Genomic DNA, 15,870 nt, shown 5'->3' with positions numbered 1-15,870 from the left:
GGCAAGCCCGCCCGGACATGGGACGGACACGATTCGAAAGAGAGGTATGCCCTGAGCACCCCGGCCGCCACGCCCGAAAGCCATGGATTCTCGGCCGCGCGGCTGGCGCGGATCGATGCGCTGGTCAAGGAGCGCTATCTCGACTCGGGCAAGCTCCCCCATGCTCAGCTGCTGATCGCGCGCGACGGCGAGATCGTCCATTTCTCGCACCAGGGCCCCGCGCGCGAAGGCGGAGCTCCCGTAGACGAGTCCACGCTGTTCCGCATCGCCTCGATGACCAAGCCGGTAACCAGCCTGGCGTTCATGATGCTGGTCGAGGAGGCGAAGGTCGCGCTCGACACGCCGGTCCATCACATATTGCCCGAGCTCAAGGGGCTCGGCGTCTATGCCGGCGGCGGGGGCGGCGTGCCGTTCGCGACGCGACCCACCGCCGAACCGATGCGGATGATCGACCTGCTTCGGCACACCTCGGGGCTCACCTACAGTTTCCAGAACCGCACCAATGTCGACGCGGCCTATCGCGAGGGACGGATCGAGAATTGGCACGGCAACCTGACGCTGGACGAATTCGTCGTCGCGCTGGGCAAGCTGCCGCTTGAATTCTCCCCCGGCACCGAGTGGAATTATTCGGTATCGACCGACGTGCTGGGCGCGGTGGTCGAGCGCCTCTCGGGCATGTCGCTCGACCGCTTCTTCGAGATGCGCATCTTCGCGCCGCTGGGAATGCACGACACCTTCTTCCAGGTGCCCGCGGACAAGCTCGACCGGCTCGGCGACTGTTGGACGCTGGGACCGGACAAGCGCCCCAGGCTCTACGATCGCGGCGCGGAATCGGCCTGGGCGAAATTCCCGCGGCTGGTCTCGGGGGGCGGAGGGCTGGTATCGACCGCGCTCGACTATCATCGCTTCAACACCATGCTCCTGAACAAGGGCGCGCTCGACGGCACGCGCCTCGTCAGCCCCAAGACGATCGAGCTGATGACGACCAACCATCTGCCCGGCGGTTCGGACCTCGCGGCCATGTCGCGCGCGCTGTTCAGCGAGACGACCAACGCGGGCGTCGGCTTCGGGCTGGGCTTCGCAGTCACCACCGACGTGGCGCGGACGATGATGCCGGGGTCGGTGGGCGAATTCTACTGGGGCGGCATGTTCTCGACGGCGTTCTTCGTCGATCCGGTCGAGCGCATCTCGATGGTCTTCATGACCCAGTTCTCGCCCTCGATGCTCTACCCGATCCGGCGCGAGCTCAAGACGATGATCTATTCGGCGCTGGAACGCTGATGCGCTGCATCGTGCTCTTGTCGTGCGCACGGGGTAGCGGGGTCGCGGGCGGTGTCCGCCTACCCGGAAGAGGCAGAAATTCGTTCACGCAAAGGCGCAAAGACGCGAAGAATGCAGCCCGCCGCGCGCGCGGCGGCTTGAACGGCGAGCTGCTGCGAAAGCCTGCCGCTGACGCGGCGTTCGCGCCCGCCCCCAAGCAATCTCTCCTCGCGCCATCGCGCCGTTGCGCGAATCCCTCTTTCTTCGCGCCTTTGCGCCTTTGCGTGAACCGCCTTCTTTCCACGCCGCTGTGTGAACCCATCAACTGGAGACCAGCATGACCTCCCCCATCACCATCAGCCATCAGGGCGAAATCCTGATCCTCACTTCGGACAATCCGCCGGTGAATGCGCTCGGCGCCGCGGTGCGGCAGGGGCTGCAGGCCGGCATCCGCGAGGCCGCGGCCGACGAGAGCGTCAAGGCCGTGGTGATCACCTGCGCCGGCAGGACCTTCTTCGCCGGCGCCGACATCACCGAGTTCGGCAAGCCGATGCAGGAACCCTCGCTCCCCACTTTGGTCGACGCGATCGAGGCGCTCGACAAGCCGGTGGTCGCCGCGATCCACGGCACGGCGCTCGGCGGCGGGTGCGAAGTCGCGCTCGCCTGCCATTATCGCATCGCCGTGCCCTCGGCGAAGCTCGGCCTGCCCGAGGTCAAGCTCGGCATCCTGCCCGGCGCGGGCGGCACCCAGCGGCTGCCGCGCGTCGCCGGCGTCGCGCTGGCGCTCGAGATGGCGGCCAAGGGCGACCCGATCCCCGCCGGCAAGGCACAAGAGGCGGGGCTGGTCGACCGGCTCGCAGGCGAGAACAGCCTGCTCGACGAAGCCGTCGCCTTTGCCCGAGAGGTAGCGGATCAGCGCCCCCTGCCCCGCGCCTCGACCCGCAGCGTCGAGGCCGATCCGACGGTGTTCGAGCAGTTCCGCAAGGCTAATGCCAAGCGCTTCCGCGGCTTCGAGGCGCCCGAGACGATCGTCTCGGTGATCGAGCAGACCATCGCCAAGCCCTATGCCGAGGGCGTCCAGGTCGAGCGCGCCAATTTCATGAAGCTGATCATGGGCACCCAATCGGCGGCCCAGCGCCACATCTTCTTCGCCGAGCGCAAGGCGTCGAAGATCGACGGCATCGCCGAGGACATCCAGCTTCGCGACATCCGCCGCGTCGGCGTGATCGGCGCGGGCACGATGGGCGGCGGGATCAGCATGAACTTCCTCTCGGCGGGCATCCCGGTGACGATCGTCGAGATGGCGCAGGAAGCGCTCGACCGCGGCACCGGCGTGATCCGCAAGAATTACGAGGCGACCGCCGCCAAGGGCCGGATGACCGCCGAGCAGGTCGACGGCGCGATGGGGTTGCTCCGTCCAACGCTCGACTTCGACGATCTCGCCGAATGCGACCTGGTCATCGAGGCGGTCTATGAGAGTATGGACGTCAAGAAGGACGTTTTCGGCCGGCTCGACAAGATCGCCAAGCCGGGCGCGATCCTCGCCTCCAACACCAGCTACCTCAACATCGACGAGATCGCCGCGGTCACGTCGCGCCCGCAGGACGTGCTCGGCCTCCACTTCTTCTCGCCCGCCAACGTGATGAAGCTGCTCGAGATCGTGCGCGGCGCGAAGACGGCGGACGACGTGCTCGCCACCGCCATGGCGGTGTCGAAGAAGATCAGGAAGGTCGCGGTGGTCGCCGGCGTGTGTCACGGCTTCATCGGCAACCGCATGCTGATGCCGCGCCAGGTCGAGGCCAACAAGCTGCTGCTCGAAGGCGCCAGCCCCGAGCAGATCGACCGGGTCCATGTCGAGTTCGGCATGCCGATGGGGCCATTCCAGATGGCCGACCTCGCCGGCGTCGACATCGGCTGGCACCGCGACCCCAACCGTATCGACAACATCCGCGACGCGCTCTGCGCCGAGGGCCGCTGGGGGCAGAAGAAGGGCGCGGGCTTCTACGATTATGACGAGAAGCGCACCCCTTCGCCCTCGCCGCGCGTCGCCGCGATCATCGACGAGTTCCGCGCGAAGACCGGCACGCCGCAGCATGCGGTGACCGACGAGGAGATCGTCGAGCGCACGCTCTACACGATGGTCAACGAAGGCGCGAAGATCCTCGCCGAGGGCATGGCCCAGCGCGCGAGCGACATCGATGTGGTGTGGATCTACGGCTATGGCTGGCCCGTCTATCGCGGCGGCCCGATGTTCTGGGCGGACACCGAGGGGCTGGCCAAGACCGTCGCGGGGCTCGAGAAGCACGGCTTCGAAGTCGCCCCGCTGCTCCGCGAGAAGGCGGAGAAAGGCGGGAAGTTCAATGGCTGACGCCGCGGACCTCGACCGCTTCCGCGCCGAGACCCGCGCGTGGCTCGAGGCCAATTGCCCGCCCTCGATGCGCGAGCCCGTGCGATCGGACAAGGACGTGGTCTGGGGCGGCCGCAACGCCGGCTTCGCCCACCCCGACCAGAAGCTCTGGCTCGACCGCATGGCCGCGCGCGGCTGGACCGTGCCCGACTGGCCGAAGGAGTACGGTGGCGGCGGACTGAGCCCGGCCGAGGCCAAGATCGTCCGCGAGGAAATGGCGCGGCTCAAGTGCCGCAACCCGCTCAACAGCTTCGGCATCTCGATGCTCGGCCCCGCGCTGCTCAAATACGGCAACGAGGCGCAGAAGCTGGAGCATCTGCCGAAGATCGCCCGCGGCGAAATCCGCTGGTGCCAGGGCTATTCGGAACCCGGCGCCGGCTCCGACCTCGCCGGCCTCCAGACCAGCGCGGAGGACAAGGGCGATCATTTCCTCGTTAACGGCCAGAAGGTCTGGACCAGCTATGCCGACAAGGCCGACTGGATCTTCTGCCTCGTCCGCACCAGCAAGGACTCGAAGCAGGGCGGCATCAGCTTCCTGCTCTTCGACATGGCCTCGCCGGGGGTCTCCACGCGCCCGATCCAGCTGATCAGCGGCAATTCGCCTTTCTGCGAGACCTTCTTCGACAATGTGAAGGTGCCCAAGGAGAACCTCGTCGGCGAACGCAACAAGGGCTGGGACGTCGCCAAATATCTGCTCGGCCATGAGCGCGAGATGATCTCGGGCATGGGGCTCGGCGCCCGCGGCGGCGACGCGCTGGCCGATGCCGCGCGCGCCGGAGTCGACCCGCTGCTCCGCGCACAGATCGCGCTGTTCCAGGTGCGGGCCAGGGCCTTCGCCGCGATGTCCGAGAAATTCCTCGACGAGCTCAAGGCCGGCAAGGCGCATCCCGCCCAGCCCTCGATGATGAAATATTACGGCACCGAGCTGAACAAGGCGCGCCACGAGCTGCTGATGGCCGCGGGCGGCACCGACGCGCTCGAATGGGAAAGCACGGACTCGCGCGAAGGCGCCGCCGCCCGCGCCTGGCTGCGCACCAAGGCCAATTCGATCGAGGGCGGGACCAGCGAGATCCAGCTGGGCATCATCGCCAAGCGGATATTGGAATTGCCGTCCTAAGCCCTCTCTCCGAAGGAGAGAGGGAGCAAGGAAGAACGAAATGCCCCTCTACCTCAACGACGACCAGACCCTGCTCCGCGACACGGCGAAGGACTTCGTCGCCGAGCACGCGCCCGTCTCCCACCTCCGCGCGCTCCGCGACGCCGACGACCCCGCCGGCTTCTCGCGCACCCTGTGGAAGCAGTTCGCCGAGATGGGCTTCACCGGCATCCTGATCCCCGAAGCCCAAGGCGGCCTCGGCCTCGGCCATGTCGAGGCGGGCGTGGTGCTCGAGGAGATCGGCCGCAACCTCTCGCCCTCGCCCTTCCTCACCACCGCCGTCGCCGCGGTCGAGGCGCTCCGGGGCAGCGCGCATGCCGATCGCTGGTACCCCGGCATCCTCGCCGGCGAGACCGTCGCCGCGCTCGCGATCGACGAGGGCCCCAAGCACGACGGCAGCATTGCGATGCAGGCGACACGCGCCGGCAACGGCTTCCGCCTCTCGGGCGCCAAGGCCTTCGTCCACCACGCCCATGTCGCCGACCTGCTGCTCGTCGCCGCGCGGACCGAGGGCGGCACCACGCTCTTCGCGGTCCCCGCCGACGCGCGCGGCCTGACGATCGATCCACGCCGCCTCGCCGACTCGAGCATCGCGTCGCGCCTGACCTTCGACGGCGTCGAAGTCGATGCCGACGCGGTGGTCGGCGAGGTCGACGCCGGCGGCGGCCCCCTCGCGCGCCTGCTCGCCGCGGGCCGCACCGGCGCCTCTGCCGAGCTGCTCGGCGTCGGCGGCGGCGCGATGGCGATGACCGTTTCCTATCTCAAGGACCGCAAGCAGTTCGGCGTCGCCATCGGCAGCTTCCAGGCGCTCCAGCACCGCGCCGCGCACCTCTACAGCGAGATGGAAGTCGCGCGCGCCGCAGTGCTCAAGGCGCAGCAATTGCTCGATGCCGGCGAGGACGCCACGGAGGCGGTCGCAGTCGCCAAGGCAATGACCGGGCTCGCCACCACCCTCGCGGTGCAGGAGGGCATCCAGATGCACGGCGGCATCGGCATGACCGACGAGTACGACATCGGCTTCTACATGAAGCGCGGCCGCGTGCTTGCCGAGATGTTCGGCGACGCCAATTTCCACGCCGATGCGCTGGCCAGGGCGGAGGGATTTTGATGCGCCCGTCTCCCGCCCCCCTATCCGTCATCCCCGCGGAGGCGGGGACCCAGGGCCATAGGGGCCATCGCTCGGTTACTCTGGGTCCCCGCCTTCGCGGGGATGACGGAGCGTCGAATGGCTGACGAAATGCCCCAGCCCACTCCCCAGCAGCTCGTCGACCAGCTCACCGCGCTCCTCGACGTCGAGGAGCTCGACACCGATCTCTATCGCGGCGAGCGCCAGCCCGGCGGTGTCGGGCGCGTGTTCGGCGGGCAGGTGATCGCCCAGGCGCTCCAGGCCGCGCAGCGCTCGGTCGAGGACAAGGGCGCACACTCGCTCCACGCCTATTTCATGCGGCCGGGCGACGAGGACCATCCGATCCTCTACCGCGTCGAGCGCGACTTCGACGGGCGCAGCTTCGCCACCCGCCGCGTCATCGCGATGCAGAAGGGCGCGCCGATCCTCAACATGGCGGCGAGCTTCCAGCGCCCCGCCGAGGGGCTGCACCACCAGGACGCGATGCCCGAGGTGCCCGATCCCGAAAGCCTGCGCTCCGAGCGCGACTTGCGCGAGGCGATGCGCGACCAGGTGCCCGAGAAGCTGCGCCGCTTCTTCCTGCGCGCGCGCCCGATCGAGATCCGCCCGGTCAGCCCGCGCAACTGGTTCCAGCCGGTGCCGACCGAGCCGGTGCAGTACAGCTGGTTCCGCGTCGTCGCCCCCCTCCCCGACGACCCCGCGCTCCACCGCGCGATGCTCGCCTATGCCACCGACATGACCCTGCTCGGCACCTGCATGCTGCCGCACGGCGTGAGCTGGATGACCGGCCAGGTCCAGACCGCAAGCCTCGACCATGCCGTCTGGCTCCACGAGCCCTTCCGCTTCGACGACTGGCTGCTCTACGCAACCGACAGCCCCTGGTCCGGCCACAGCCGCGGCTTCAACCGCGGCCGCATCTACAGCCGCGACGGCCGGCTGGTCGCCAGCGTCGCGCAGGAGGGGCTGGTGCGGGTGAGGCGATAGGCGGACTCTTCCTCTCCCCTTGATAGGGGAGAGGATAGCGGAGCTTGGTGCCCCGGCTTGCCGGGGTGCCTAGCGCAGCTTGGAGAGGGGTAGAGCGGAGCGCAGCTCCGCGCGGCTGCCGTGCAGCCGCACACCCCTCACCCAGCTCCGACTAAGGCCCGGCTTCGCCGGACCTAAGTCTGCGCAACCCTCTCCCCTCCTCCGGAGGGGCGAGGGAAATTTAATCCCCTCACTCCCCCGCCAGCGCCTCGCACATCCGGTCCGCCGCCGCACACCCCGCGCATCCGCCCCACACCCGTCACCCCGGACTTGTTCCGGGGCCCACTCAGCCTCGCCGGATGCCATGGAGCCTCTTGTCCCGCCCCTTGTCCCGGTGGGGCCCGGAACAAGTCCGGGGTGACGGTGTCGTTCGGAGGAACCGCGCCAAAATCGATGCCGATACAGCCCCGATCTGATCTCCCCTCCCTGAAAGGGAGGGGCAAGGGGTGGGTGTAGCGCCAGGCGAGGCTCGATGCCTCGACCGGCGCTTTATCGGAGGAGTCTTTGAGGCGCGCAGACGCGCGCACCCACCCCCGCCCCCTCCCTTTCAGGGAGGGGAGATATCCCTCACTCCCCCGCCAGCGCCTCGCACATCCGGTCCGCCGCCAGCGCGATCCGCGATTCCGCCGTCTCGCGGTTCGATGGATCGTTGCGCACCGCGCGCGTCTCGGTGTTGAACGCCAGCAGGCTGCCCGCGTGCTGGTCCGGGCACAGGCTCAGATAGGCGCGGAAGCCGTTCTGGTCGCCATTGTGCCCGATGAAGCGCATGCCGCGCGGCCCCTGGTCGATGAAGAAGGATAGCCCCGCCTGCGTGGTCGCGGCCATGCGTCCCTGGCTGAAGTCCTCGCCCGCGGAGATCTGCGGCCGCCACATCTCCTCCAGCGACGCGCGCTTGAGCACCAGCGCATACTCGGGCCGCGCGGGATCGCCGATCAGGAAGCCCAGATATTTCGCCATGTCGGGCAGCGGCGCATTGAGCCCGCCGTTCGACACCGTCACGCCGGTATCCACGTCGAACGGCGCCGCCTCGCGCTTGCCGTCGTGGATGTAATAGCTGTGCGAACGGTGCGGCAGCAGGTGCGGCGGCGTGCGGTCGAAATAGCTGTCGTGCATGCCCAAGGGCTTCAGGATGTTCTTGTCGACATAGACTTCGAAATCCTCGCCCGTCAGCCGCTCGATCACCTGGCCGAGATAGACGATGCCCGGGTTCGAATAGCTGAAGCGCGTGCCCGGGCGGTAGAGCACCTCGGTATAGGGCAGCATCGCCGCGAGCTGCGCCCAGCCCGGCGGCTCGAACGGCTGCCATTCCTTGTCGCGCCACGGCCAGGTGCCGTTCCGGAAGCCGGCGCTGTGGCTCATCAGCTGCCTGAGCGTGATCGCGTTGGTGTCGCCGAACGGATTATGCACCTGCGCCAGCTCGGGCACGTAGCGGACGATCGGATCGTCCAGCGACAGCAGCCCGCGGTCGCGCAGCTGCATGATCGCGATGCCCGTCATCGTCTTGGTGATCGACGCCCAGTGATAGATCGTCCGCGCATCCACCGGCACATGCGCATCGGCATCCTGCTCGCCCAGGTGATCGGCCGCCACCGTCTTGCCGCCGCGCAGGAAATAGAAGCTGCTTCCGGCGATGCCGGCGCGCTGCACCTCGGCGCGGTGGAACTGGCGGAAGTCGCGGAGCGCGTGCTGGAAGCCGCGTTCCTGCGCCGCTGCTGGAGCAGCGCTCGCCAACACTGCCGCCGCGAGGGCAAGCCTGCCGATCGAACCCATCATCCCTCCCCTGATCATTCCGGCAGCGTGTCTGGGCACTCCGGGGCTGTCAATCGCGGCCGCTTGATCGCCGCAGCACGGGGCCTATGGTCTGGTCCGCGCACCCCCGCCACGCAGGAGCTGCTCGCCGCATGAAGACCCTCGCCCTTCTCCCGTTGCTCGCGCTGCTTGGCGCCCCGCCTGCCCCCGAGCCCCAGGCCCAGCCAAAATGGGAGCGCATCTTCGACGGCAAGACGCTCAACGGCTGGACGCCCAAGATCACCGGCCGCGCGCTGGGCGAGGACCCGCTCCACATGTTCATCGTGCATGACGGCACGATCCGCGTGTCGTACGCCAACTATCCCAAGTTCGAGGGCGAGTTCGGGCACCTCTTCTGGAAGGCGCCGCTGGGGGCCTATCGCATCCGCTTCGAATATCGGCTGTTCGGCGAGTCCCTCCCGGGCATCAGCGTCTGGCAGGCCACCAACTCGGGGCTGATGTTCCATTCCCAGGCACCCGCGACGATGCGCCGCGACCAGGATTTCCCGGTTAGCCTGGAATTTCAGTTGCTCGCCGTTCCACGCCCGCAAGCAGAGCCGAGCGGCAATTTGTGCACCCCGGGCACCACGGTGGTGGTCGATGGCACGCGCGATCCGCGCCACTGCATCCCTTCCTCCGCCCCGCTGCTTCCCGCCGGCCGCTGGACGCGCGCCGAGCTGGAGGTGCTGCCCGATGGCCGGATCACGCATTTCATCGACGGCAAGCCCGTGTTGCGCTTCACGGCGCCCGAGCTCGATCCCGCCGACAAGGACGCGCAGCCGCTGATCGCTGCCGCGGGGGGCAAGCTGGCGCTGCACCGCGGCTATATCGCGCTCCAGAGCGAGGGCCATCCGGTCGAATTCCGCAACATCGAGCTGCAGCGGCTCGACTGAGCGCCCGAACCGGGCAGCCGCGGTCTTTTAGGGTCGCGGCGGAGCTAAGGGCGGCGAATAGTCGGTCAGCGTCATGAACACGCTCTCCACCTTGGCCACCAGCTTGCCGCCCGCTTCCGAGCGCGCGGCCACCGTGCGCCATTCGGGGTCCGCCGAGAACGCCGCCCAACTCGCCTCCCGCGCCTCGCGGCTGGGATAGGCGAGCACATAGATCACGCGCCCCTCGGGCGCTTCGCTGGTCGGCTGCTCGTTCCAATAGGCGACATTGCGCATGCCGTGCTTCTCGAACAGCTTGAGCGTGTGCTCGCGAAACCGCGCGTTGAGCGCAGCAAGCTTGCCGGGCGCGGGATAATAGGTGCGCAGCTCATAGAGTTCCGCGCGCGGACCGGGCGCCGCCTGTTGCGCCGACGCCGGCGCCGCGATCGCGGCCAGAGCGAAGCAGGCGAGCAAGGCAGGGCGCATGGCGGGTCTCCAGAACGGGATAGCGGGATGCAGGATCGAAGCTAGAAGGCCGGCTTGCCGAATTCCTGCCGCGTCACCGGATGACTCGACGAGAGCCCGCCATCGACGACCCAGGCCTGGCCGTTGACATAGCTCGCCTCGTCGGAGGCGAGGAACAGCGCCACCCGCGCGATCTCTTCGGGCAGGCCCGCGCGGCGCAGCGGATTGAGCTGGCCGAGCTTGTCCTCCTTGCCGCGCTCGCGGGCATAGTCGAAGGCGCGCTGGGTCATGCCGGTCTCGATCAGCCCGGGGCAGATCGCATTGACTCGCACGTTCGAGGTCGAAAGCTGCTGCGCCGCGCTCTGGACGAGGTTGATCACCCCGGCCTTCGACGCCGAATAGGCCGGCCCGCCCGCGCCCGAGCGCAGCCCCGCCACGCTCGCGGTGCACAGGATCGCACCGCCGCCCCGTTCGACGATGCGCGGCGCGGCGTGCTTGATCGCCAGCGCGGGGCCGATCAGGTTCACCCGCAGCACTTCGGTCCACAGCTCGACGGTGGAATCGAAGATGCCCGCCGCGCCGCCCGAGATGCCGGCATTGGCGTGGAAGACGTCGAGCCCGCCGAAGCGCGCGCACGCGGTATCGACCAGCTGCGCGACATCCGCCTCGGCGCCGGCGTCCATCTGTACTGCCAGCGCGCCGTCCAGCCCCTCGATCGTCGCATGCACCGTCTCGCTGAGATCGGCCGCGACCAGCTTCGCGCCTTCGGCCGCGAACGCCCGCGCCGTAGCCCGCCCGATCCCCGACCCCGCGCCGGTGACGATGACGACCTTGTTCTCGAAGCGCATATCGATCTCTCTGCTCAAAATCGTCATCCCCGCGAAGGCGGGGACCCAGGAATCATAGGCGGTGCGGCTGCTGGCTCTGGGTCACCGCCTAGGCGGGAATGACGGCTGGCTACGATGCCCCCGCCGCCTGCGCAAACCCCCACGCCGCCGTCGCCAGCCCCGGCAGCTTCTCCACCGTCGCCGCCGCCTGCGCGCTCGAGGCATTGCCGTCGAGCATTCGTTTCTTGATCCCCTGCACGATGCCGGTGAGGCGGAACAGGTTGTAGGCGAAATACCAGTTGAGGTCGGGCACGCCGTCGCGCCCCGTCGCCACGCAATAGCGTTCGGCCATCTGCGCGATCGTCGGGATGCCGGTCTCCGGGCCCGCCAGCCCCTTCACGCCTGATCGGCCCTCGGGCTCGGTCACCCAGCTCATCAGGAAATAGGAGAAATCGGCGAGCGGATCGCCGAGCGTGGAGAGCTCCCAGTCGAGCACCGCCAGCACGCGCGGGTCTTCGGCTGCGAAGATCATGTTGTCGATGCGATAGTCGCCATGGACGATTGCGGTGCGTGTCTGCGGTGGCACGGTGCGCGGCAGCCATTCGATCAGCTTCTCGACCTCGGGCACGTCGTCGGTCTGGCTTGCGCGATATTGCTTGGTCCAGCGCGCGACCTGGCGCTCGAAATAATTGCCCGGCTTGCCGTAATCGCCGAGCCCCACGGCCTCGTAATCGACGCTGTGGAGCGCCGCGAGCGTGTCTACGATGGCGTGGTAGTGCGCGGTCCGCTCGGCGGGCGTCATGCCGGGGAGCGAACCGTCCCACAGCGTCCGTCCCTCGACCAGCTCCATGACGTAGAAGGGCGCGCCGATCACCTCGGGGTCCTCGCACAGCCCGTATGGCCGCGCGACCGGGAAGCCGGTCGGGTGCAGCGCGGCGATCAGCCGATATTCCCGCTCCACGGCATGCGCCGAGGGCAGGATCGGCCCGAACGGCTTGCGCCGCAGCACATAGAATTTTTCATCCGTATCAATACGATACGTCGGATTGCTCTGACCGCCTGCGAACTTCTCGACCCGGATCGGCCCCACGACCCCCAGCTCGGCGGCCAACCACGCCTGTGCGCGATCTTCGGGAAGATCGCTCATGCGAACTGGATCACCGAACGCACGCTGTGCCCCTCCCGCAGCTTCTGCAAGGCCGAATTGACGTCCTCCAGCCCGATCCGCTCGGCGACCATCGTGTCGAGATCGAGCAGCCCGTCGAGGTACATGCGCACCAGCCGCGGCATGTCGATCGGGAAGCGCGTGGAGCCGAGCAGCGAGCCCTGGATCTTCTTGCCCGTGAGAAAGGTCGGCCCCGGAATGCTCACGCTGTTGCCCGGCGCGATCATCCCCAGGATCGTCGCAGTGCCGCCGCGGCGCAGGATGTTCCAGGCGAGCTCGGCGGTGTTGGACCGCCCCACCGCCTCGATCGCATAGTGGACCCCTCCATTCGTCCGCGCGAGCACGTCCTTGACGATCGTCTCAGAACTGGGATCAAGCGTCTCGGTCGCGCCGAGCTGCATCGCGAGCCCGCGCTTCTCGGGCATCGGGTCGATCGCTACGATCTGCCCTGCCCCCGCGATCTTGGCGGCGTTGATGGCGGCGAGGCCGATCCCGCCCGCACCGATTACCGCAACGCTCTCGCCTGGGCGCACCCGGCTGTCGTTGAAGATCGCCCCCGCGCCGGTGATCACCGCGCAGCCGAGGAGTGCCGCGCGGTCGAGCGGCATCGCCTTGTCGATCGCGACACAGGCATTCTCGTGCACCAGCATCAGCTCGGCGAAGGCGGAGAGATTGAGGAAGGGCGCGAGCGGCGTGCCGTCGGCGAGCGAAAGCCGCGGCTCGGCACCCTGCGGCCGGCGCGTCGAGGAATCGACGCATAGCGACGGACGGCCGGTCACGCACATCTCGCACGAGCCGCAAAAGGCGGTGAAGAAGGTGATGACATGGTCGCCGGGCTTGAGATGCGCGACGTCGCTTCCGACCGCCTCGACCACGCCCGCCGCTTCATGCCCCGGCACGGTCGGCATCGGATGCGGGAAGGCGCCGTCGACGAAGTGCAGGTCGGAGCGGCACACGCCCACCGCCGCGGTGCGGATCAGCACCTCGCGCGGCGCGGGCGCGGAGACGCGGACGTATTCGATCTGGAGCGGTTTGCTCGCTTCGAAAAGGACCGCCGCTTTCACCGGCTCACCCCCACATCGCCCGACGACGCCCGATCCGCCTTGGACTCGGCGTGCTTGCCGAACTCGTGCCGTGCGATCGTGCGGTTGTGGACTTCGTCGGGCCCGTCGGCGAGCCGCAGTGTGCGGACGTTCGCCCAGGCGCTCGCCAGCCCGAAATCGCCCGAGACACCCGCGCCGCCATGTGCCTGGATCGCATCGTCGATGATCTGCAGCGCCATCTGCGGCGCCTGGACCTTGATCATCGAAATCTCGAGATGCGCCGCCTTGTTGCCCGCCTTGTCCATCATGTCGGCAGCCTTGAGGCAGAGCAACCGCGTCATCTCGATGTCGATCCGCGCGCGCGCGATCCGCTGCTCCCAGATCGAATGATCGGAGATGCGCTTGCCGAAGGCGACGCGGCTCACCAGCCGCTTCGCCATCGCCGCGAGCGCTTCCTCGGCGACTCCGATCGTGCGCATGCAATGGTGAATGCGGCCCGGCCCCAAGCGGCCCTGCGCGATCTCGAAGCCCCGCCCTTCGCCGAGCAGCATGTTCCTCGCTGGAACGCGGACATTGTCGAGCACCACTTCGCCGTGCCCGTGGGGCGCATGATCATAACCGAAGACCGAGAGCATCCGCTCGATCCGCACGCCCGGCGCGTCGATCGGCACCAGGATCATGCTTTGCTGGGCGTGGCGCGAGGCGTCCGGATCGGTCTTGCCCATCACGATCGCGATCTTGCACCGCGGATCGCCGGTGCCCGAGGACCACCATTTGCGGCCGTTGATGACGTACTCGTCGCCATCGCGCTCGATCCGCGTCTCGATGTTGGTCGCGTCGGACGAGGCGACCGCGGGCTCGGTCATCAGAAAGGCCGATCGGATCTCGCCATCCATCAGCGGCCGCAGCCAAGCCTCCTTCTGCTCGCGCGTGCCGTAGCGGTGGAAGACTTCCATGTTGCCAGTGTCGGGAGCCGAGCAGTTGAAGCATTCGGACGCCCAGCCGATCCGCCCCATTTCCTCCGCGCAGAGCGCATATTCGAGGTTGCTGAGCTGGGTGCCTTCGAACACGAAGGTCTCGTCGACATGCGCCTGGCCGGAGTGCGGCGGCATGAAGAAGTTCCACAGCCCTTCGGCGCGCGCGCGCGCCTTGACCTCCTCGATGACCGGCAGGACCCTCCACCGTTCGCCTTCGCCGAGCTGTGCGCGATACTCGCCGTCGCGCGGACGGATGTGTGCGTCTATGAAGGCCCGCACGCGATCGCGGAAATGGGTCTCGCGCTCGGTCAGCGTGAAATCCATGGCGTCGCTCTCCTGCTTGCGTTCGCAACAGGCTTAGAGCGTACCGGATATTCGGTAAAGGGCGCTGGCCGCATAAGGCACACGAAATCGCAGCCATCCCCAAAACCCAAAAAACCGCTTTGGCTTGTGACGGATTGGAGTAAGTTGCCGAACATGCAAGCGCCGGAGACGACAGCCGAGGGCATCAAGGGAACGAAGCGGTTCCAGGCCAAGCGGGACGCCATCCTCGCCGCCGCCGCCGATGCGATCAATGAGCAGAGCGCAAAGGGCATGACCTTCGCCGACGTCGCGCGGCGCGTCGGGCTCAACACCACCAGCGTCACCTATTATTTCAAGCGCAAGGAGGACCTTGCCGCCGCCGCCTTTGAGCAGACGCTCGAACGCCTCGAGGCAATGCTCGACGAGGCGGCGGCCGAGACCACGCCCGAAGCGCGCGTCGCACGCTATCTCAACATCAACATGGAACGGCTCGTCCGCATCCGCCGCGGCGAGGAGCGCGATTTCGCGATTCTCTCCGACCTGCGCGCGATGGAGGAGCCGATGAAGGGCCGGCTGCTAGCGGGCTGGCGCAACATCTTCCGCAAGACCCGCGCGCTCTGGGGCAGCGACGGCAGCCGCGCCGAGACCGACCTGCGCGGCGCGCGCGCACATGTGCTGCTCGAGAACAGCTTCTGGCTCATGGCCTGGCTGCCGCGCTACGAAGTCGACGAATATCCGCGGGTCGAGGCGCGGCTGATGGACGTGTTTCGCCACGGCATCGCCGCGCACGGCCAGGCATGGGCACCGCGCCTGCTCGACCTCGAGCATGACGAGCCCGAGCCGGGACGCGAGGCCTTCCTGCTCGCTGCCACGCGGCTGATCAACGAGCTCGGCTATCGCGGCGCCTCGGTTCAGCGCATCGCTTCCGAGCTCAACGTCACCAAGGGCAGTTTCTACCACCATCTCGACGCCAAGGACGAGCTGGTGATCGCCTGCTACAAACGCAGCTTCGACATCATCGCCGAGACTCAGCGCCTCGCCGAGGCTGTCGAGGGCAGCCATTGGGACCGACTGGAGGCGACCGTAGGGACACTGCTTGACTATCAGTTCTCCGATCGCGGGCCGCTGCTGCGCACCACCGCGCTCTCCGGACTGCCGCCGCAGGTGCGATCGACAATGATCGACCGCTCGAATCGAATCGCGCGCCGCTTCGCGGGCATGCTCTCCGACGGCATCGCCGAGGGCTCGATCCGCGCGATCGATCCGCTGGTCGCGAGCCAGGCGCTGATGGCGCTCCAGAACGCCGCCTTCGACATGCGCAAATGGGCGAGCACCATGCCGCGCGAGAAGGCCGTGGCCTTCTATGCCTCGACGCTGGCCTTCGGGCTGTTCGACGACCGGGTGCTCGAAGGCTGAAACCCATATGGAAATCGGGCCCGCAGGTAATCCCGCGAGCCCGTC

The 15,870-nt window shown here is 68.0% G+C and carries 13 protein-coding genes; 7 read left to right on the top strand and 6 right to left on the bottom strand.

What is annotated here, in order from left to right; genetic code table 11:
- Positions 1 to 51 precede the first annotated feature (51 nt).
- The 5 genes from J7500_RS09900 to J7500_RS09880 all read left to right on the top strand — a co-directional run bounded on the left by J7500_RS09900 (position 52) and on the right by J7500_RS09880 (position 6,933).
- Positions 52 to 1,281: a serine hydrolase gene (locus J7500_RS09900; protein WP_294062153.1), complete on the top strand. Its 1,230-nt coding sequence runs from the start codon at positions 52 to 54 to the stop codon at positions 1,279 to 1,281.
- A 316-nt stretch (positions 1,282 to 1,597) separates the two neighbouring features.
- Positions 1,598 to 3,628, top strand: a complete 2,031-nt coding sequence (locus J7500_RS09895) for a 3-hydroxyacyl-CoA dehydrogenase NAD-binding domain-containing protein (RefSeq protein ID WP_294061541.1) — start codon at positions 1,598 to 1,600, stop codon at positions 3,626 to 3,628.
- Entirely contained in the window at positions 3,621 to 4,784 is a 1,164-nt protein-coding gene (locus J7500_RS09890) for an acyl-CoA dehydrogenase family protein (RefSeq protein ID WP_294061540.1), read from the top strand. The genes J7500_RS09895 and J7500_RS09890 overlap by 8 nt, the downstream gene beginning before the upstream one ends.
- A gap of 40 nt (positions 4,785 to 4,824) precedes the next feature.
- Complete coding sequence (locus tag J7500_RS09885; RefSeq protein WP_294061539.1) at positions 4,825 to 5,931, top strand: acyl-CoA dehydrogenase family protein; 1,107 nt, start codon at positions 4,825 to 4,827, stop codon at positions 5,929 to 5,931.
- A gap of 117 nt (positions 5,932 to 6,048) precedes the next feature.
- A complete protein-coding gene (locus tag J7500_RS09880; RefSeq protein WP_294061538.1) occupies positions 6,049 to 6,933 on the top strand; it encodes an acyl-CoA thioesterase II in 885 nt (294 codons plus the stop codon).
- Positions 6,934 to 7,539: 606 nt separating this feature from the next.
- On the opposite strand, the gene J7500_RS09875 is transcribed toward J7500_RS09880, so the two are convergent.
- Positions 7,540 to 8,742 (bottom strand): serine hydrolase, encoded by a 1,203-nt coding sequence (locus J7500_RS09875; RefSeq protein WP_294061537.1) that lies wholly within the window; start codon positions 8,740 to 8,742, stop codon positions 7,540 to 7,542.
- 131 nt (positions 8,743 to 8,873) lie between these two features.
- Between J7500_RS09875 and J7500_RS09870 the strand changes: the two genes are divergently transcribed.
- Positions 8,874 to 9,653 carry a DUF1080 domain-containing protein gene (locus J7500_RS09870; RefSeq protein ID WP_294061536.1) on the top strand — a complete coding sequence of 260 codons (780 nt, stop codon included), beginning with the start codon at positions 8,874 to 8,876 and terminating at the stop codon, positions 9,651 to 9,653.
- A gap of 27 nt (positions 9,654 to 9,680) precedes the next feature.
- Here J7500_RS09870 and J7500_RS09865 read toward each other — a convergent pair whose 3' ends face one another.
- The 5 genes from J7500_RS09865 to J7500_RS09845 all read right to left on the bottom strand — a co-directional run bounded on the left by J7500_RS09865 (position 9,681) and on the right by J7500_RS09845 (position 14,430).
- The gene (locus J7500_RS09865) at positions 9,681 to 10,115 is read right to left on the bottom strand and encodes an NIPSNAP family protein (RefSeq protein WP_294061535.1); all 435 of its coding nucleotides are present in this window, start codon (positions 10,113 to 10,115) and stop codon (positions 9,681 to 9,683) included.
- Between the two features lie 41 nt (positions 10,116 to 10,156).
- Positions 10,157 to 10,942: an SDR family NAD(P)-dependent oxidoreductase gene (locus J7500_RS09860; protein WP_294061534.1), complete on the bottom strand. Its 786-nt coding sequence runs from the start codon at positions 10,940 to 10,942 to the stop codon at positions 10,157 to 10,159.
- Positions 10,943 to 11,051: 109 nt separating this feature from the next.
- On the bottom strand, positions 11,052 to 12,068 hold the full coding sequence (locus J7500_RS09855) for a phosphotransferase family protein (RefSeq protein WP_294061533.1): 1,017 nt from the start codon (positions 12,066 to 12,068) through the stop codon (positions 11,052 to 11,054).
- Positions 12,065 to 13,150: a Zn-dependent alcohol dehydrogenase gene (locus tag J7500_RS09850; protein WP_294061532.1), complete on the bottom strand. Its 1,086-nt coding sequence runs from the start codon at positions 13,148 to 13,150 to the stop codon at positions 12,065 to 12,067. Before J7500_RS09850 ends, J7500_RS09855 begins: the two co-directional genes overlap by 4 nt.
- Positions 13,147 to 14,430: an acyl-CoA dehydrogenase family protein gene (locus tag J7500_RS09845; protein WP_294061531.1), complete on the bottom strand. Its 1,284-nt coding sequence runs from the start codon at positions 14,428 to 14,430 to the stop codon at positions 13,147 to 13,149. Before J7500_RS09845 ends, J7500_RS09850 begins: the two co-directional genes overlap by 4 nt.
- 153 nt (positions 14,431 to 14,583) lie before the next feature.
- Between J7500_RS09845 and J7500_RS09840 the strand changes: the two genes are divergently transcribed.
- Positions 14,584 to 15,825, top strand: a complete 1,242-nt coding sequence (locus J7500_RS09840; protein WP_294061530.1) for a TetR/AcrR family transcriptional regulator — start codon at positions 14,584 to 14,586, stop codon at positions 15,823 to 15,825.
- Positions 15,826 to 15,870: the final 45 nt, after the last annotated feature.

Source organism: Sphingomonas sp. (assembly GCF_017744835.1).
In the GTDB taxonomy this organism is placed as follows: Bacteria; Pseudomonadota; Alphaproteobacteria; order Sphingomonadales; family Sphingomonadaceae; genus Sphingomonas.
The sequence above is the reverse complement of the archived record's forward strand: the minus strand, read 5'-3'. Positions and strand labels throughout refer to the sequence as shown.

Excerpts from the sequence above, each read along its gene's own strand:
- J7500_RS09845 (WP_294061531.1), bottom strand. The coding sequence starts at position 14,430 with ATGGATTTCACGCTGACCGAGCGCGAGACCCATTTCCGCGATCGCGTG.
- J7500_RS09880 (WP_294061538.1), top strand. The coding sequence starts at position 6,049 with ATGGCTGACGAAATGCCCCAGCCCACTCCCCAGCAGCTCGTCGACCAG.
- J7500_RS09885 (WP_294061539.1), top strand. The coding sequence starts at position 4,825 with ATGCCCCTCTACCTCAACGACGACCAGACCCTGCTCCGCGACACGGCG.
- J7500_RS09840 (WP_294061530.1), top strand. The coding sequence starts at position 14,584 with ATGCAAGCGCCGGAGACGACAGCCGAGGGCATCAAGGGAACGAAGCGG.
- J7500_RS09875 (WP_294061537.1), bottom strand. The coding sequence starts at position 8,742 with ATGGGTTCGATCGGCAGGCTTGCCCTCGCGGCGGCAGTGTTGGCGAGC.
- J7500_RS09890 (WP_294061540.1), top strand. The coding sequence starts at position 3,621 with ATGGCTGACGCCGCGGACCTCGACCGCTTCCGCGCCGAGACCCGCGCG.
- J7500_RS09860 (WP_294061534.1), bottom strand. The coding sequence starts at position 10,942 with ATGCGCTTCGAGAACAAGGTCGTCATCGTCACCGGCGCGGGGTCGGGG.
- J7500_RS09870 (WP_294061536.1), top strand. The coding sequence starts at position 8,874 with ATGAAGACCCTCGCCCTTCTCCCGTTGCTCGCGCTGCTTGGCGCCCCG.
- J7500_RS09865 (WP_294061535.1), bottom strand. The coding sequence starts at position 10,115 with ATGCGCCCTGCCTTGCTCGCCTGCTTCGCTCTGGCCGCGATCGCGGCG.
- J7500_RS09895 (WP_294061541.1), top strand. The coding sequence starts at position 1,598 with ATGACCTCCCCCATCACCATCAGCCATCAGGGCGAAATCCTGATCCTC.
- J7500_RS09855 (WP_294061533.1), bottom strand. The coding sequence starts at position 12,068 with ATGAGCGATCTTCCCGAAGATCGCGCACAGGCGTGGTTGGCCGCCGAG.